This is a genomic window from Agaribacillus sp. DX54, assembly GCF_056858335.1.
In genome coordinates this window covers 30,765-48,529 of the sequence record NZ_JBXEQE010000022.1, presented here as the reverse complement: position 1 = coordinate 48,529, position 17,765 = coordinate 30,765, and the positions used below count along the sequence as shown (strand labels likewise).

Annotated in this window: 17 protein-coding genes; 10 read left to right on the top strand and 7 right to left on the bottom strand. The window is 41.9% G+C overall.

Annotation, left to right across the window (positions count from 1 at the left end; translation table 11 throughout):
- Window positions 1–90: 90 nt before the first annotated feature.
- The 6 genes from AC04NP_RS20580 to atpC all read left to right on the top strand — a co-directional run bounded on the left by AC04NP_RS20580 (window position 91) and on the right by atpC (window position 5,762).
- On the top strand, window positions 91–1,011 hold the full coding sequence (locus AC04NP_RS20580; RefSeq protein ID WP_482861826.1) for an ABC transporter ATP-binding protein: 921 nt from the start codon (window positions 91–93) through the stop codon (window positions 1,009–1,011).
- On the top strand, window positions 1,004–2,296 hold the full coding sequence (locus AC04NP_RS20575; RefSeq protein ID WP_482861825.1) for an ABC transporter permease: 1,293 nt from the start codon (window positions 1,004–1,006) through the stop codon (window positions 2,294–2,296). The genes AC04NP_RS20580 and AC04NP_RS20575 overlap by 8 nt, the downstream gene beginning before the upstream one ends.
- A gap of 11 nt (window positions 2,297–2,307) precedes the next feature.
- The gene (locus tag AC04NP_RS20570; protein ID WP_482861824.1) at window positions 2,308–2,532 is read left to right on the top strand and encodes a DUF2905 domain-containing protein; all 225 of its coding nucleotides are present in this window, start codon (window positions 2,308–2,310) and stop codon (window positions 2,530–2,532) included.
- A gap of 117 nt (window positions 2,533–2,649) precedes the next feature.
- Window positions 2,650–3,855 (top strand): sensor histidine kinase, encoded by a 1,206-nt coding sequence (locus AC04NP_RS20565; RefSeq protein WP_482861823.1) that lies wholly within the window; start codon window positions 2,650–2,652, stop codon window positions 3,853–3,855.
- A 116-nt stretch (window positions 3,856–3,971) separates the two neighbouring features.
- On the top strand, window positions 3,972–5,474 hold the full coding sequence (gene atpD, locus AC04NP_RS20560) for a F0F1 ATP synthase subunit beta (RefSeq protein WP_482861822.1): 1,503 nt from the start codon (window positions 3,972–3,974) through the stop codon (window positions 5,472–5,474).
- Between the two features lie 42 nt (window positions 5,475–5,516).
- A complete protein-coding gene (atpC, locus tag AC04NP_RS20555; protein WP_482861821.1) occupies window positions 5,517–5,762 on the top strand; it encodes an ATP synthase F1 subunit epsilon in 246 nt (81 codons plus the stop codon).
- A gap of 256 nt (window positions 5,763–6,018) precedes the next feature.
- Here atpC and AC04NP_RS20550 read toward each other — a convergent pair whose 3' ends face one another.
- The 3 genes from AC04NP_RS20550 to AC04NP_RS20540 form a co-directional block, all read right to left on the bottom strand.
- Complete coding sequence (locus tag AC04NP_RS20550; RefSeq protein WP_482861820.1) at window positions 6,019–6,348, bottom strand: DUF6787 family protein; 330 nt, start codon at window positions 6,346–6,348, stop codon at window positions 6,019–6,021.
- A gap of 183 nt (window positions 6,349–6,531) precedes the next feature.
- The gene (locus AC04NP_RS20545; protein ID WP_482861819.1) at window positions 6,532–7,227 is read right to left on the bottom strand and encodes an RluA family pseudouridine synthase; all 696 of its coding nucleotides are present in this window, start codon (window positions 7,225–7,227) and stop codon (window positions 6,532–6,534) included.
- Between the two features lie 24 nt (window positions 7,228–7,251).
- Window positions 7,252–8,832, bottom strand: coding sequence for a peptide chain release factor 3 (locus tag AC04NP_RS20540; RefSeq protein ID WP_482861818.1), 1,581 nt, complete (start codon window positions 8,830–8,832; stop codon window positions 7,252–7,254).
- Between the two features lie 279 nt (window positions 8,833–9,111).
- Between AC04NP_RS20540 and dnaK the strand changes: the two genes are divergently transcribed.
- The 3 genes from dnaK (at window position 9,112) to AC04NP_RS20525 (ending at window position 12,272) form a co-directional block, all read left to right on the top strand.
- Window positions 9,112–11,043, top strand: coding sequence for a molecular chaperone DnaK (gene dnaK, locus AC04NP_RS20535; RefSeq protein WP_482861817.1), 1,932 nt, complete (start codon window positions 9,112–9,114; stop codon window positions 11,041–11,043).
- Window positions 11,044–11,302: 259 nt separating this feature from the next.
- Window positions 11,303–11,719: a TerB family tellurite resistance protein gene (locus AC04NP_RS20530; protein WP_482861816.1), complete on the top strand. Its 417-nt coding sequence runs from the start codon at window positions 11,303–11,305 to the stop codon at window positions 11,717–11,719.
- 154 nt (window positions 11,720–11,873) lie between these two features.
- The gene (locus AC04NP_RS20525; protein ID WP_482861815.1) at window positions 11,874–12,272 is read left to right on the top strand and encodes a TerB family tellurite resistance protein; all 399 of its coding nucleotides are present in this window, start codon (window positions 11,874–11,876) and stop codon (window positions 12,270–12,272) included.
- Between the two features lie 28 nt (window positions 12,273–12,300).
- Here the strand turns inward: AC04NP_RS20525 and AC04NP_RS20520 are convergent, their stop codons facing one another.
- The 4 genes from AC04NP_RS20520 to AC04NP_RS20505 form a co-directional block, all read right to left on the bottom strand.
- Window positions 12,301–13,653, bottom strand: a complete 1,353-nt coding sequence (locus tag AC04NP_RS20520; RefSeq protein ID WP_482861814.1) for a GH1 family beta-glucosidase — start codon at window positions 13,651–13,653, stop codon at window positions 12,301–12,303.
- 24 nt (window positions 13,654–13,677) lie between these two features.
- Window positions 13,678–14,724 (bottom strand): glycosyltransferase family protein, encoded by a 1,047-nt coding sequence (locus AC04NP_RS20515; protein ID WP_482861813.1) that lies wholly within the window; start codon window positions 14,722–14,724, stop codon window positions 13,678–13,680.
- On the bottom strand, window positions 14,721–15,572 hold the full coding sequence (locus tag AC04NP_RS20510; protein WP_482861812.1) for a UDP-2,3-diacylglucosamine diphosphatase: 852 nt from the start codon (window positions 15,570–15,572) through the stop codon (window positions 14,721–14,723). The genes AC04NP_RS20515 and AC04NP_RS20510 overlap by 4 nt, the downstream gene beginning before the upstream one ends.
- 204 nt (window positions 15,573–15,776) lie before the next feature.
- On the bottom strand, window positions 15,777–16,670 hold the full coding sequence (locus AC04NP_RS20505; RefSeq protein ID WP_482861811.1) for a diacylglycerol/lipid kinase family protein: 894 nt from the start codon (window positions 16,668–16,670) through the stop codon (window positions 15,777–15,779).
- A 210-nt stretch (window positions 16,671–16,880) separates the two neighbouring features.
- On the opposite strand from AC04NP_RS20505, the gene AC04NP_RS20500 reads away from it, so the two are divergent.
- Window positions 16,881–17,756: a histidinol-phosphatase gene (locus AC04NP_RS20500; protein ID WP_482861810.1), complete on the top strand. Its 876-nt coding sequence runs from the start codon at window positions 16,881–16,883 to the stop codon at window positions 17,754–17,756.
- Window positions 17,757–17,765: the final 9 nt, after the last annotated feature.

Below are 17,765 nucleotides of genomic sequence, written 5' to 3'. Positions count from 1 at the left end.
TCCCCAAATTACCTTTCATCATTATTTTATCATAACTACGTATTTTTATACTAGATTTGCCATTATTGCCAATGAATAAAATTAGAAAAATTGGATATTCTAACCGCTAAAGGTGTAAGCAAACAGTTTGGAAATCATCAGGCCTTAAACAAAATCAATCTAAATATACCGAGAGGTTCTATATTCGGCTTGTTAGGCCCGAATGGGGCCGGGAAAACCACTTTTATCAGGATTGTAAATCAGATCATCTCCAACGATGAAGGTGAAATCCATATCAATGGCGAAAGATTAGCCCCCCGGCATATAGGTGCCATAGGTTACTTGCCAGAGGAAAGGGGGCTGTATAAAAAAATGAAAGTGGGTGAGCAGCTCTTGTACCTTGCACGACTAAAAGGCGTTCCTAAAAGTCAGGCGATAAAAAAAATCAACGATTGGCTCACAAAATTTGACCTCAGGGCATGGAGAAACAAAAACATCGAGGATCTCTCAAAAGGAATGCAACAAAAAATACAATTTATCGCCACAGTCATCCACAACCCCGGTCTTATCATCCTCGATGAACCTTTTTCAGGCTTTGACCCTATCAACGCCAACCTCATTAAGGATGAGATTCTAAAAATAAGGGACCAGGGCAGTACCATCATTTTTTCTACCCACAGAATGGAATCAGTGGAAGAGTTATGTGATCATATAGCACTTATCAACCGGGCGGAGAAAATCCTGGATGGCCCCAAATCACTTATCAAAGATCAATTCCGGACCAATACCTTTGAGGTAGAACACAAAGGGGACATCAGCCTGCTAAGCCAACAGGACTACAGCATCAGCAACCACGTCACATTGGAAAATGGCATGGAAAAAACATCAGTGCAAATCAAAAATGGAAATTCGCCCAACCAACTGTTGAGCGATCTGATAGCCCTGACGGAGGTACATGGATTTACGGAAAAGGTGCCAAGCATCAATGATATTTTCATTATGAAAGTTAAGGAAGGAAGCCACCATGAATAAAATATTGCTGATTATCAAAAGAGAATACCTCTCAAGGGTCAGAAAAAGGTCATTTATCATCATGTCTGTTCTCGGCCCCCTGCTTTTTGGCAGCATACTGGTAATTCCGATATGGCTGGCTACCCGCGATAACGAAGAAAAAATGGTGGTAGTTAAGGATGACAGTGGCTTTTTCGTTCACAAGTTAAAAGCCAACAATATTGAATTTATCTATACAAACGAAAGCATTGAAAACCTACTGTTGAGCGACAGTACCATACTTCATATTCCCACGGTTGATATCGATAAAACCGCAGAAATATTTTTATACGGTAAAAACAACCATGGAATTGAATTCGAAAACAACATTGAAAACAGCATCGAAAAAGAAATAAGATCGATAAAGCTTTCAAAACTGGGATTAAGCGAAGGCAGGCTTGACAGTTTAAATGTCCACGTTAACCTCCACACCAGAAACTCCCGGACAGGCGAGGAGGAAGCCGATTCAGGTGTTGCCAGTGTAGTCGGTTACATTGGCGCCTTCGCGATTTATATGTTTATCTTTATTTATGGCGCTCAGGTAATGAGAGGTGTCGCCGAAGAAAAAACCAACCGGATCGTAGAGGTGATCATTTCTTCGGTAAAACCGTTCCAGTTGATGATGGGTAAAATATTGGGCATCGCATTGGTAGTATTGACCCAATTGACTATCTGGGTGGTCTTTACAACCGCTATCTACACCACTATTTCGGCCTATTATGCAGATGAAATGAAACTATTAGCCGAAACGCAGCAGGAGCAGTCCCTGATAAATAATCCCGGAGGCACAAAAATCGAGCAAGCAAAGATGCTCAGCCAGATAGCTGATAAAGTCGAAGGGTTTCCGGTACTCAAAACAATTTTTTCATTCATATTTTTCTTTTTAGCGGGCTACCTGATGTACGCCGCTTTATTTGCCATGGTTGGTTCGGCAGTAGATAGTATGGAAGATTCACAGCAGTTTATGCTTCCTATTACAATTCCGCTGATTGCTTCCATCATAGTACTTAGTGCAGTCCTGCAGGATCCCCACGGCTCCCTGGCTTTCTGGATGTCAGTGATCCCGTTGACATCACCTGTGGTTATGATGATGCGGGTGCCATTTGATGTGCCCAACACAGAATTGTTGTTATCCATGTTTTTACTGGTAGCGGGCTTTATTTTTACCACCTGGTTCGCAGGAAGAATATACAGGGTCGGTATTTTAATGCATGGATCGAAGGTAAATTATAAAACCCTTTGGAAATGGTTTTTTATGACTGATTAAAGAATGACATCATGGAACAAAACATTGGTAAGTATCTGGTAGTTGCCGGCATGATCCTCCTGATTGCCGGCGTGCTTATTTATTTTTTTCATGATAAAATGCCATGGATAGGAAGATTACCAGGAGATATCAGGGTGGAAAAACCCAATTTTAAGTTCTACTTTCCAATTACTACCATGATCCTGGCCAGTATATTGTTAAGCCTTTTGTTATGGGTATTCCGAAAAATCTTTTGACAGCAACTTTAACTTAGACCACCCGAAAAAAATTTATTTAGTTAAATTAGCGATCTGAAATCCTTTGAAATTTACTTCAACATACATTTTTAAGGATAATTTGTACCAAATCTTCGTATGGCACAGAACGACGGTTTTAACATCTACCAGAATAATTCCAGGATTAAATGGGTGGTGCTGGTGGTGGCTATCGTAATAAGTGCCACTTCCATTTATTATACCAATCTCCTTGTAGAGGAGTTTAAGCTAAGGGAAGAGAAAATGATTGAGCTTCATGCCAATATTCTGGAGTACACCGCCAATGTATTTGACTACGATGAAAATATCACTTTTTACTCGGACATACTTACTTCCAACACCTCCGTGCCACTCATACTGACTGATTCCGTTGACAACATCTTATCGACCCGGAATATCAAAATGCGTGACGATATTACCGAAGAAGCCCGGATAAAAATTGAAAAAAAGGAACTGGCAGTTATGAAGGAGGCCTATGAGCCCATCCTGGTTACCGTACGGGATCTGGAAAATGACCGGGTTATCAACTATCAATATGTGTATTACCGTAACTCAGACTTACTATACCAACTAAAATACTATCCCTACATACAACTTTCCATCATATTCATCTTCGGATTAATTGTCTATATGATCTTTAGCTATTCCAAAACAGCGGAACAGAATAGAATCTGGGCCGGGTTGGCCAAAGAAACTGCCCATCAACTGGGTACGCCTATATCTTCACTGATGGCATGGGTGGAGTATCTCCGGACGGATGAAAATCAAGCCAGCAAGGAGGTCGCTTTGGAATTGGACAAGGACATCAAGCGACTTGAAATGATTACCTCCAGGTTTTCCAACATAGGTTCGGTACCCGCCCTGCAGGAAGAAAACGTGTATGAAATTGTAAAGAACACGGTGAATTATCTGGAGTCCAGGGTTTCCAAAAAAGTTAATTTCAAAATTTCCACCGTCACCGAAGAAACCTACGCTGATTTAAACAAACCTTTGTTTGAATGGGTAATCGAAAACATTTGCAAAAATGCGGTGGACGCTATGAGTGGTGTGGGTGAAATTACCATCAACATCATAAAAGCCAACGAGGGCAGGGTCATTATCGATATTTCAGATACCGGTAAGGGAATTCCCAAAACAAACCTCAAAAAAATCTTTTCACCCGGATTCTCTACCAAAAAAAGAGGATGGGGTTTGGGGTTGACCCTGGTTAAACGTATCATAGAAAACTATCATAAGGGGCAGATTTTTGTAAAATCTTCTGAACAGGATGCCGGAACGACATTCCGGATTATTTTGAAAACATAATACTGTAGTTGAGGCTAAAATTCCCTTCCTATTAACTTTGCTTTCAATGATTAATCGTTTAGCTTTGCACTCTGAAAATTTAACATGCAAGATCCATTTTTAAGATTTAATAAAACATGGCAAAAACAGGCAAAATTACACAAGTGATCGGTCCGGTAGTGGATGTTAGTTTTGACACCGAAGATTCACTACCCAATATTCTCGATGCACTGGTAGTTACAAAAGAAAATAATCAAAAAATCATATTAGAATGCCAGCAGCATCTGGGAGAAGACAGGGTGCGGACCATTGCCATGGACAGTACTGAGGGTTTAACAAGAGGCATGGCTGTTTCAGACACAGGTTCACCCATAAAAATGCCTACCGGTGAAGAAATCAGGGGGAGGTTATTCAATGTAGTTGGTGAAGCCATTGATGGAATTGATCAACCTCAGGAAAATAAAGGCCTTCCCATCCACAGAAATGCACCGAAGTTTGAGGAACTTTCTACCTCTACCGAGGTCCTGTTCACCGGCATTAAAGTAATTGACCTGTTAGAACCCTACGTAAAAGGTGGCAAAATCGGACTTTTTGGCGGTGCGGGTGTAGGCAAAACCGTATTGATCCAGGAGTTGATTAACAATATTGCCAAGGCTTATGCCGGGTTGTCTGTGTTTGCCGGTGTCGGGGAAAGAACCAGGGAAGGTAATGACCTTTTGCGTGAAATGATAGAGTCAGGAGTCATCAAATATGGCGACGAATTCCTTCATTCTATGGAAGAAGGAGGCTGGGACTTGTCTAAGGTCGATAAGAAAGAATTGGCCAATTCCCAGGTTACACTTGTATTCGGTCAAATGAATGAGCCTCCGGGTGCCCGCGCCAGGGTGGCTTTGTCAGGTTTGACGGTAGCAGAATATTTCCGTGATGGGGACGGAGAAGGGGAAGGCAGGGATATCCTCTTTTTCATTGATAATATATTCAGGTTTACCCAGGCTGGCTCAGAAGTATCGGCCCTGTTGGGCAGAATGCCTTCAGCGGTAGGATATCAGCCAACATTAGCAACGGAGATGGGTGCCATGCAGGAAAGGATTACCTCTACAAAACGGGGATCTATTACGTCGGTTCAGGCCGTTTATGTTCCTGCTGATGACCTGACAGACCCGGCGCCGGCTACTACATTTGCCCACCTTGACGCTACTACTGTACTTTCCAGAAAAATTTCTGAGCTCGGTATTTATCCGGCAGTGGACCCTCTCGATTCCACATCGCGGATTCTGACCGCTGAAGTCCTGGGTGACGAGCACTACAACTGCGCACAAAACGTGAAGCAAATATTGCAGCGCTACAAAGAACTGCAAGACATCATAGCCATCCTGGGAATGGATGAGTTGTCAGATGAAGACAAGGAAGTGGTTCACAGGGCGAGAAGGGTTCAAAGATTCCTCTCCCAACCTTTCCATGTAGCTGAACAGTTTACAGGTATTGAAGGCGTTTTGGTTGATATCAAGGATACGATCAAGGGTTTCAACATGATTTTGAATGGTGAGTTAGATCACATACCCGAAATGGCATTTAACCTGGCGGGGCCTATTGAAGATGCCATTGAAAGAGGTGAAAAAATGATTGCTGAGGCTAAATAAGCTGCTTCGTTTTTCAATAACGGATCCAATAATTTAACTGGTATGCATTTAGAAATTATCACCCCCGACAAAAAGGTTTTTGAAGGAGAGGTAGAATCCGCAACATTTCCAGGTACCGATGGCTCGTTTCAGGTATTGAAAGACCACGCTCCCCTGATCAGTTCCCTTAGTAAAGGTGATTTGGTTTATAAGGATAGTGAAGGTACACACAGTCTCGTAGTGGATGGCGGCATAGTGGAAGTGCTCAATAATAACGTTATCGTTCTGGCCGAGTCTATATTGAACTAATCCGCGGTTTTACACAAAAATGGGGCAGGTATCCATTTTTACACAATATTTTCAACAAATTTCTTAGCGCCTCTTTGTGTCTTAGTGCATCCGTGGTGAAAAAAAGGGAACCATAAAAGCACCAAGACACAAAGGTTTTGGGCGGCGAAATGAAAATGCCGGTGTACTTACTATCGAGTGGTGGTCTCGCTCACTGGTCCTTCGACCCTAGCAATTAAGGCCTGCGTCCATCTGGTTATAAGAAGGTTTGTTAAATCTACTGAGACTTTTTCCTTCCATTAAAGAGCTGGCCGATCCTGTTAAAAAATCTTTTCTCAAAAGCCCAGAAAAATTTAAACTGCCCAAAAACAAATGCATAAACAAGCAAAACCACCTGGTATAGCGGTAATATCAAAAGGTAATATAAAAAACTGTACAAAACCGAATCTTTAGCCTCCTCCCCTACAAGCCCAAGTATTGGTCTTTTCAAAAACAGCACGGTAAAACCTGTGCAGGCAAATACCAGTAAAACAACCAGTACCTGAAACAAGCTATCCAATTGCCACCGTTCTTTTAGTCTTTCAAAAAAATTATTTTGCTGCGCCATTTAGCTTAAATTCTTAACACCTGGATTTGGCTTTTGGAAATCAGTCAGGACAACGCTAAAAAGTTCATCAAAATCACTTTCCATCCTTGCCTTAACTCATGCTTTACCATCAGTTAATCCACCGGACAAGGTATAACATCATAATAATCTATGAGTTTCCAAGTCATGTAAAAGTAAGCCGGATTATTGAAAATCTCTAAACAATTTCCACATTTCGCTATTTCCAGGGCGCACAGTCACATTCATCACTTCCTTCCTGACAGGGTGCAAAAAACTTAGTGACTTTGCGTGTAACTGAATGTTCCCATCCCTGTTAGCACTTGGAAAACCATATTTCACATCACCGACTATAGGACAACCTATTGCAGCCAACTGGGCCCTGATCTGATGTGGACGGCCTGTCAACGGCTTAACTTCCAGTAGGTAGTAATCCCCTATTCTTCCTAGCAAGCAGTATTTTAAAGTAGCTTTTTTTGCCCCCTTTTTATCACTTTTATGAATTCTGACCAAATTCTTGCGATGATCTTTAAACAGCCAGTGTGTCAAAGTTAATGCCTCTTCAGGCGGCCTGTTTTTAACCATGGCCCAATAGGTCTTGGATACCTCTCTTTGCTGAAATAACCTGGTCATTCTTTCCAGGGCCTTGGAGGTTTTTGCCAACACGATCAACCCGCTAACCGGCCGGTCAATTCTATGTACCAATCCCAAAAATATATTACCGGTTTTTTTGTAAGTATCCCTTAAGTACCGCTTATACAGATCGACGACCGAAAAATCCCCGGTGTTATCTCCCTGAACCAATACCCCTGCAGGCTTGTCAATGATCAGCAGGTGGTTATCTTCGTAAATGATCTGGTAATTTAACTTCAAAACTGACACAAATGTTGTTGGTAAAGCATCCGGTTAATATTCCGATGTAAAGTGGAAATCTATTTCGGGAAAATTTTCCTGAACCATCTGGAGCCAGGCTTTCGACTCTGCCATAAATACAATTTTTCCATCTTTGTCACGAGCAATATGCCTGTGCTTTGATTTTATAAATTCGTTTAAAGCTTTTTTGTTGTCACTGCCGACCCAGCAGGCCTTGTATAAATTGATAGGCACAAACCTGCATGTGGCACCATATTCATGTTTCAACCGGTGCTGAATTACTTCAAATTGCAGGGCACCAACCGTTCCTACGACTTTCCTGCTGCCCATTTCATAGCTGAATATCTGGGCTACTCCCTCCTCCATTAACTGATCCAGCCCTTTGTTTAATTGTTTTGCCTTCAAAGCATCCTGGTTAATTACTTCCTTAAAAATCTCCGGAGAAAAGCTGGGAATCCCTTTATAATTGGCAATCTCCCCTTCCGTGAGAGCGTCACCAATTTTCAGGTTTCCGGTATCATATATACCGACGATGTCCCCTGGCCAGGCTTCGTCAATGGTTTCCCGGTCTTGGGCCAGAAAGGCCGTGGCATTTGAAAACCTGAAATTCTTTTCCAGCCGGACATGGTGGTAATTCCTGCCCCTTTCGAATTTGCCGGAACAAACACGGATAAATGCAATACGGTTCCTGTGCCTGGGATCCATATTGGCATGAATCTTAAAGACAAAACCGGAAAACTTGTTTTCGTCCGGTTCAATGACCCGCTCTTCGGTTTCCCTTGACTTAGGAGGAGGAGCTATATTTACGAAGGTGTCCAGCAATTCCTTCACACCAAAATTGTTAACAGCACTGCCAAAAAATACCGGGGCCACAAGGCCCGATAGATACGCATCGACTTTAAACTCAGGGTATACACCTTCTATCAGCTCAATATCTTCACGGAGCCCGGCGGCGTTGAGGTCGCCTATCTTTTTTTCCAGTATATGATCAGTAATATCGCTAATGGCTATACCTGTTTCCCCGAGCTTTTGTTTGCTGGGTTCAAAAAGGTAAAGGCTTTTATTATATAAGTTGTATACACCATGAAAGCTTTTTCCCATACCAATAGGCCAGCTCAGTGGTCTGATCCTGATGGATAGTTTCGACTCGATTTCGTCCAGTAACTCATAAGGGTCCCTGCCCTCCCTGTCAAGCTTGTTGATAAAACAAATTACCGGTGTATTTCGCATACGGCAGACTTCCATCAGCTTTTCTGTCTGCCTTTCAACCCCTTTGACACAGTCGATTACCATAATAACACTGTCGACAGCGGTCAGGGTACGGTAAGTATCTTCCGCAAAATCCTGGTGCCCGGGGGTGTCGAGAATATTTATTTTTTTACCATTATAATTAAAGGCCATCACCGAGGTGGCCACTGAGATTCCCCGTTGCTTCTCGATTTCCATCCAATCCGAACGGGCATGATCCTTTATTTTACTGGATTTAACAGCACCTGCCGATTGAATGGCTCCTCCAAAAAGGAGTAATTTCTCCGTAAGCGTGGTTTTACCGGCATCAGGGTGGCTGATAATTCCAAATGTTCTTCTTTTTTCTATCTCTTTTGCTAATTCCATATTTTCTGTCACCTGCCTGATGAACCAAACCGGAAATCCTGTTTTTCCGTGGTTTCTGATCTTTTGACGGCTGCAAAAATAGGGATAATTACGTCAATACTGCAATAATTCCGCAAGGTTACCTATTATATTGTGTCTTAATACACCGTTTGATGGGTTAATCACTTATAAATTCTGCCAATCTGTCACATATATCAGCAAGAAAGCGTCTTGGTACAAACATTGATGAATGGTTTGAAAGTAGAACAGATTATTATAACCAAAGAATAATTATATCAAATGGGAAAAATTATAGGAATAGACTTAGGAACTACAAACTCTTGCGTGGCTGTAATGGAGGGTAATGAGCCGGTGGTTATTCCCAATAGTGAGGGAAGGAGAACGACACCATCGATTGTAGCCTTTTTGGACAATGGTAAGGGGGAAAGAAAAGTAGGTGATCCGGCCAAAAGACAGGCTATTACCAATCCTAAAAATACCATCATGTCTGTAAAAAGATTTATGGGTAAAAAATATTCGGATGTAGATGCGGAAAGAAAACACGTCTCTTACGACCTGGAAAAAGGTAATAACGACACGGTAAGGATTAAAATCGGGGACAGGCAATATACTCCTCAGGAGATTTCTGCCATGATTTTGCAAAAAATGAAATCAACGGGTGAAGATTATCTCGGTACTACGATCTCAGAGGCGGTAGTCACCGTACCTGCCTATTTCAACGATGCCGAAAGACAGGCTACCAAGGAGGCCGGTCAAATTGCCGGGCTGGATGTAAAAAGAATAATCAATGAGCCTACTGCCGCTGCCCTGGCCTATGGACTCGACAAGAAAAATAAGGATATGAAAATTGCGGTGTATGACTTGGGAGGTGGTACATTCGACATTTCAATTCTGGAGCTTGGCGACGGGGTATTTGAGGTAAAATCAACCAACGGCGACGTTCACCTGGGTGGTGACGATTTTGACATGGTCATCATCGACTGGCTCGCTGAAGAGTTTAAAAAAGATGAAGGGATCGATTTAAGAAAAGATGCGATGGCGCTGCAACGATTAAAGGAAGCAGCGGAAAAAGCCAAAATAGAATTATCAAGCTCCACCAGCACCGAAATCAACCTCCCGTATATTATGCCGGTCGACGGTATTCCAAAACACCTTGTAAGATCGCTCAGCAGGGCCAAATTTGAGCAATTGGCAGATGATTTGATAAAAAGAAGCCTGGAGCCCTGTAAAAAAGCGATCCGTGACGCAGGCATGAGTACTTCGGAAATTGATGAGGTAATATTAGTAGGTGGGTCTACCAGAATTCCGCGAATTCAGGAAGAAGTAGAGAAGTTTTTTGGTAAGAAGCCTTCAAAAGGCGTAAATCCCGACGAAGTGGTTGCCATTGGTGCCGCTATCCAGGGCGGGGTGTTGACCGGGGAAGTAAAAGATGTTTTATTACTGGATGTGACCCCGCTATCTTTGGGTATTGAAACCATGGGCGGCGTGTTCACCAAATTGATTGAGGCCAACACTACCATTCCTTCGAAAAAATCAGAAGTATTTTCAACAGCGGCAGACAATCAGCCCACCGTTGAAATTCATGTGTTGCAAGGTGAGCGATCAATGGCCAGGGACAACAGGACTATCGGAAAATTTCATTTGGGGGATATTCCTCCCGCGCCAAGAGGTATGCCGCAGATCGAAGTAACTTTCGACATCGACGCTAACGGTATTTTAAATGTTTCTGCCAAAGACAAAGGCACCGGAAAGGAACAAAAGATTACCATAGAAGCATCTTCAGGTTTAACGGAAGACGAAATCGAAAGGATGAAAAAAGAGGCCGAGGCCAATGCGGAGGCAGATAAGAATGAAAAAGAGAAAATCGATAAAATCAATGCGGCTGACTCGCTGATATTCCAGACTGAGAAACAGTTGAAGGAATATGGCGACAAATTATCGGATGGCAACAAGACTGCCATTAATGAGGCCCTTGATAAGCTGAAAGCGGCACATGAGTCAAAAGATATCGCTGCCATCGATGCTGCCATGGAAGCGCTCAATAAATCCTGGGAAGGAGCAGCACAGGAAATGTATGCAGCTACACAGGGCGCCGGAGCCCCTGGTGGTGAATCGCAACCAGGACCGGATAGTGCGGAAGGAAGCGCTTCTTCTTCTGAAGATGGTGATGTTTCTGATGTTGAATTTGAAGAAGTTGACGATAAAAAATAATACTTTGATTTAGACTTATCTCAAACCTGGTTGCGCGCAACCGGGTTTTTTTATTCTCCCTGTCAGCCAGATAGCTGTCCCTTTTTGGGAATTTTGTCCCCTCAAAAAACCCAATTCCCATTTTGGGAATTATTCTTAACAATTTCCCACCCTTCAAAAAAGGCCTTTTCAAGGTGCTAAGGGCGTTTTTTAATGAAATTTCAACCCTGATAAAACTTTGGCAAACATTATGCACCAAGAATGGTAAACCAAAAACATCATGAAAAATACTGGAACATTATCGAAGTTTACCGAGAGTACATTGTCGCTCTGCTATCTAATAGGTAATACAAACGGAAATATGACTCACTTTGAAACAAGAATGTACGAGTTCATTAAGCACAAAGAAAATATATCGGAGCATGTGGCGGATTTGATTCTGAATGAAATCCAATCTATGTCACACAAATATATTTTGGAAAGGGGAGTCCGGGCCTTGAGTCAATGCGAAAAGCCCGAGCAGGTCAAATGTCTGGCCTGGATGAACAAAATTGCCAATGCCGATGGACACCTGGGAGACCAGGAATGGTCGATCATTTATCAGGTATACAACAAAGAATTGGATATTACACTGGAGGAAATACTTGATTTTGAGTTACCTGATCCGGACTACACATTTTATATGAGTCAAAACTAATGGTTTAAAAGGCTTTCAGATGTAAAAAAACAAAAAACTCACTTGCGTATTTTCGCCTTTTAGAAAATCTTTTATTTCAATTCCTCTAAAAGGATATTTACAAAAAAGTTCAAGATAATCGATATTTTAGGTTCAACGGGAAGCAATTAAAATTATGGTCACACAAAGCGAAAGGTTTATAGAAGCGATTGTATCACTTTATTACCTGGTCAGTTCGGCCGACGGAAAAATCAGTGATTTCGAAAAAAAGATTTGTGAACGGATGATAAAATCAGAGCAGATCGACATATCAGCATTCGATCACATCATGGCGTCCATCAGGCATCTGCCCCTGGATGAGGTGTATAGAATGTGCATAAATTTATTAAAATCATGTACCAGAGAAGAGCAGACGAGAGCCCTTGCCTGGATGAGAAGCATTGCGAACTCTGATGGCTTTATGGCCAAGGAGGAATGGTCACTTATCTTTAAAATATACAAAAAGGAATTACAACTAAGTCTTAAAGAAATCATTGAATTCAAACTACCCCAGTCAACAAACTTGCCCGACTAAATCCCATGCTTTTTAGAGGTATCGCGCTTTAATTGGCCAGGCCATTGTGACCCAAAAAGTTTTTATACCACAGACCTGATGATTTTACGATTCTTTGCTGGGTTTGAAAGTCTACATAAACCAACCCAAACCTGGGATGATAACCTTCGGCCCATTCAAAATTATCCAGAAAAGTCCATACAAAATAACCCTCGACTTTCACCCCATCCTTTTTTGCTCTCAAAACCTGGGCAATGTGATCCTTCAAATAATTTACCCTGGACTCATCGATTACCTTATTCATAGACAGTGTGTCATTAAAAGCCGCACCATTTTCTGTGACAATAATCTTCTTTATGTCACTGTAGGCATCAAATTTTTTCAACATTTTATAAATACCCGGCGGAAAAACCTCCCAACCCATTAATGTCGTTTTCACGCCCCTGTTCCTGGCTTTCACCAGTTTTGCCCTGATCAAAGGTACCATCGGGGCAAACTTTACAATCTCACGCGTATAATTCTGAATGCCAATAAAATCAAAATCCACCTTCATATTACTTTCATCTCCGGCTTTGACATACTTTTCGATTTTATTTAATGCTTTCAGCTCTTTCAAAGGATATCCCAATCCCAAAGTGGGTTCAATAAACAACCTGTTTAACAAAGCATCCACCTTGATGGCAGCGTTTACATCTTTCAGCCGGTGGCTATATGGTTCAATGTAGGAACAGGAAAAAGTAGTTCCGATTTCGGCATGAGAGGCAATGGCTCTGACTGCCTCGGCTCCGGCGGCCTGGGCCAGCGTAGCATGATGAACTGCCGGCAAAAAGTTTCCCAGGCCTTTTTTTCCCGGTGCATGAACGCCTAAAAAATAGCCTGCCCCCACGAAAACCATGGGTTCGTTCATGATCATCCAATGTTTTACTTTATCGCCAAATTGCTTGATGCAAAAGGCGATATAATCCTGAAACCAGTAAATAATATCCCTGTTGGTCCAGCCTCCTTTCAATTCCAGCGCATATGGGAGATCCCAGTGATACAAGGTAACCCACGGCTCTATGCCCATCTCCAGGCAGTAGTCAAACAACCGGTGATAAAATTCAACGCCTTTCCGGTTAACCCGGCCCCTCCCCTCGGGAAATATCCGGGTCCAGGCCAGCGAAAGCCTGAAGTTTTTGATGCCCATGTATCGCATCAGGTCAATATCCTGCTCAAACCTGTGATAAAAATCACACGCATTGTTGGCATGATGCCCGCTTTGTATATTCCCTTTGACACTGGTAAACTGGTCCCAAATTGAAGGACCTTTTCCATCTTTTTGATACGCGCCTTCTATCTGATAGGCGGCTGTTGAAACACCCCATTGAAAGCCTTTTCCAAAATCAGCACTGGATATAATCATGTATTTCAAGAAACTTTTAAAAAATCAGGCCTGTTTTAAAAAATAATCAGCCTCTAAAAAATTATGGGCTTTTTTGCTAACCTGATATGGGCCTTTTTCAATAATGTGGTCAATGATTTCCCTGGTGATGTCAGGATAATCAACCGATACTATTTGATTCGACTCCAGCCAATCTATAACTTTAGCATTATACTTTTTCTTTAGGGATTTTACAACAGGTATCCCCATTTTTTTCAATGCCGCCGCGTTACATTGTTGTTCATACTGCCCCTTCATGGGAATAACCATCAATTTCTTGCCTAAAAACAGGGCTTCGGCCGGTGTTTCAAACCCAGCCCCGCATAAAACTCCCTGGCAGGTGCGAAGGCTTTCCAGAAACGCTTCATTATTTATCGGTTTAACTACCACATTATTATGTTTTATTTCCTTTTGATTGTGTTTTGAAAATACCTCCCAGTTTGTTTTGTCAAAACGCGAAAGGAATTTTATCAGTTTTTTATCCTCATACGCTGGCAGATATACACTGTAATGACCAAAATTATCAGTCTTTAAGTCCCGTATTTGCTTTCTGATCACCGGTGTAAAAATATTGTCATCATACGATTGGAAATGAAAACCATATTGTACAGAAACAGGCGCGTACTTTTTTAAAATAATTTGGCCCAGCAGATCTTTTTTCTTGGGTTTGGGGGAATTTTTGTTGACCACCGCCGCCTGATGACTTAACCCGACACAGGGAATTTTCTTCAGATAAGCGGCCCAGGCAGAAACAGGCTCAAAATCGTTGAGGATCAAATCATAGTCTTCTACCGGGATTTGCCTGATGTCTTTGTAAAGTTTCTTGGATTTGGATTTAAGATAGGTTTGCCACACATCTACCCCCCCTTTTTTTCCAAAAATAAAACTAAACCCGCGCAGTTTATACTTTATGTCATACGGCAGTGTAACGTCAGCCTGGATACCACTTACGACAATATCAACCTCACCTTTTTGCTGCAAAACAGGGATGATGTCCCTGGCCCGGCTTAGATGTCCGTTACCCGTGCCCTGGATAGCATAAAGTATCCTCATTTTTTTAATAAATTAAATTCCTGCTGGAGTTTCTTGAAAAGCTGGCCATTTTCCAATGACTTGTCCCTGCCGTTATTGATGTCAATTCGCTTGGCATTTTCATCTTCGTGATACCGGTACATCACCCATACGCCCTTTGTGCACTCGAGGGCCGTCAGGTTCTCGACCCAGTCACCGGAATTCAGGTAAATAACCTCCCCTTCCCTGTTGGTCATGGTTTTTATCTCAGGTTGATGGATATGGCCACACACGACATAATCATATTCGTTGGAGATGGCAATGTCTGCGGCGGTCTGCTCAAAATTGTTAATAAATTTTACGGCAGATTTCACACCGTTTTTGATTTTTTTGGACATTGAAACAGGTCCGCTTCCCAGTTTAACCGAAAAAAAGTTCACCGCCCTGTTGATCAAAATCAGCGTGTCATACCCAATCGCCCCAAGCTTAGCCAGCCATTTGGAATGTTGCATAGTAACATCAAACACGTCCCCATGGAAAATCCAGGCACGTTTGCCGCTAATCTTAAGCACCAGCTTGTTCAATATGCTGAAGGAGCCCAATCTGAAACCTACAAACTTTCTGAGTAACTCATCATGATTCCCTGTAATGTAGTAAACTTTCACACCATTACTTATCAACCCCATGATATGCTTCACCACCTGCATATGCGATTTGGGCCAATAACGTTTGCTGAACTGCCAGATATCGATAATATCGCCGTTTAAAATTACCTTTTTAGGTTTGATACTTTTTAAGTACTGGAGCAGCTCTTTGGCATGACAGCCATACGTACCCAGGTGGATATCTGAAATCACCACAATGTCAACCTCTCTCTTTTTCTTGCCCATGCCCCGGCGTTAAAAGTATCTTCTGATAATACGCTTTTTCCTCTTGCTGGCTTTCAACGGGGAGTAAAACGAGGAGAGCCTGGTAAGAAACAGGCTAATCAACAAACTTTGATATTTAAAAAGAATTGTCTTCACGATTTTGGGGGTTTTTACAAAAATAACTTTCAGACATCAACCAAGTGTTAAGCCAGTTTTAAGTTTATTTTAAATAACCTCCCTTCCTACGATAAGCTGTAAACTTTCAGGCTGAATTTGTACGTTAAAACTATTGTGAATGCCAAGAAAGTCTCCGTCCACATGCATGGGAACAGGATGATTTGATTTTAGATGAAAGCGCCGTGTCCGGTAAGTGCTGATGTACCGGGAGGTGTGCAGGGTTTTTGTCAGCGTCTTGAAAATCAGCATCGGCCAGTAGTAAGCAGGAAAAGGCCTGACAAATACCACATCCAGGTAACCGTCCGTAATGCTTGCAAGCGGCGCGATGTAGGCATTATTGCCATACTGCCGGGAGTTTGCAAAAGCAATGGTCAGGTAGTTTTTTTGAATTGGTTTTCCTTGATGGTTATATGTATAATGCTGCGGGCGGTATCTGTTAATGTTTTGGATAATGCACTTCAGATAGGTCAAATAGCCCCTTTCCTGGCTTTGATTGAAAATTTTACTGATGAATGCGTCAAAACCGACACCGGCTATGTTGACAAAAGTTGTATCATTAACCAGACATGTATCGACAGCTACACATCTCCCTTCGTTAATCACATTAATGGCCTTTCTGGGATTTAAAGATATACCCACATGCCTCCCCAGCCCATTACCCGATCCCAAAGGAATAATACCCAGTTTTACCTGTGTATTTACCAGAACATGGGCTATTTCGTTCATCGTACCATCACCACCAACGGCAACCACCATATCGACATGGTTGTCGATAGCCCCATTGGCCAGTTCACGGGCATGGCCCGGAAAGCTTGTTTTTAACAGCTCATACTCATACCTGCTTTGATCAAGATGCCTGGCAATTAGTTTTTCTATCCCGGCATTTTTTCCATAGCCACTAATCGGGTTAACAATGAAAACCAGTTTTTCTTTTTTCTGCATGTGGCACCTAGAATCTATAGCCAGATTCAAATATATTGATCTGCCAGCTAATCAAAAGCCTTAAAATTATTTCAACTTTATCTATCCGTTAATTTTAAGTTAAAAATTTGTAAACAAGTTTTTTTAAATGGATTTCCTATCATCTTTGCGGGTGGTTATTTCGTTAGCTTATAATATAACCTTTTGTTATTTTAAACTGTTGTTTAGTTGATGAGCTGGAGTAATTTTCATAGTCACTGTTTTTATTGCGATGGGAAATTTGAGCCTGAAAGATATGTTCAAAGGGCTATTGATATGAAAGTATTTTCTTATGGTTTCAGTTCACACGCACCGCTGCCATTTGAATGCGACTGGTGTATGCGTCCTCAGGAAACACTCAATTATATCAACGAATTACAGATTTTAAAGAAAAGATATGCCGATCAAATCCAGCTTTACATTGGCATGGAAGTCGACTACATTCCGGATGTCATCTCACCCAGGCATCCTTCTATCTTGAATCTGGACCTTGATTACACCATAGGTGCCATTCATTTTATAGATCAGTATGAAAACGGCCAACCCTGGGAAATCGATGGTAATCACAACACATTTCTGGAAGGGCTACACGCCATATTTAAAAATGATATCATGGAAGTAATCAAGCGTTATTTTCAGCTAACCAGGGCCATGGTCAGGGAAGCCTGCCCCGATATCATAGGCCATTTGGACAAAATCAAAATTCAAAACCGGGAAAGCAAGTTTTACCACGAATTTAACCGCTGGTATCAATACGAAATAATGCACACCCTGGAAGAAATCAAGGCCTCCGGCGCAATACTGGAGGTTAACACACGGGGTATTTACAAAAAGAAAACGGTACATACCTATCCCAGCCAGTGGATTTTAGAAAAGGTTAAACAAATGAAAATTCCCATCACCCTTAGCTCTGACGCCCATCACCCCGAAGAAATCATCAACTGTTTTGAAAAGGCGGCTTATATGCTAAAAGAAATAGGTTTTAAATACGTTAGAGTACTTATCAACGGGGAATGGACAGATGTTGAATTGGATCTAAGCGGCTTGAAAATTTCGGAATACGCATAAGCAACGTAT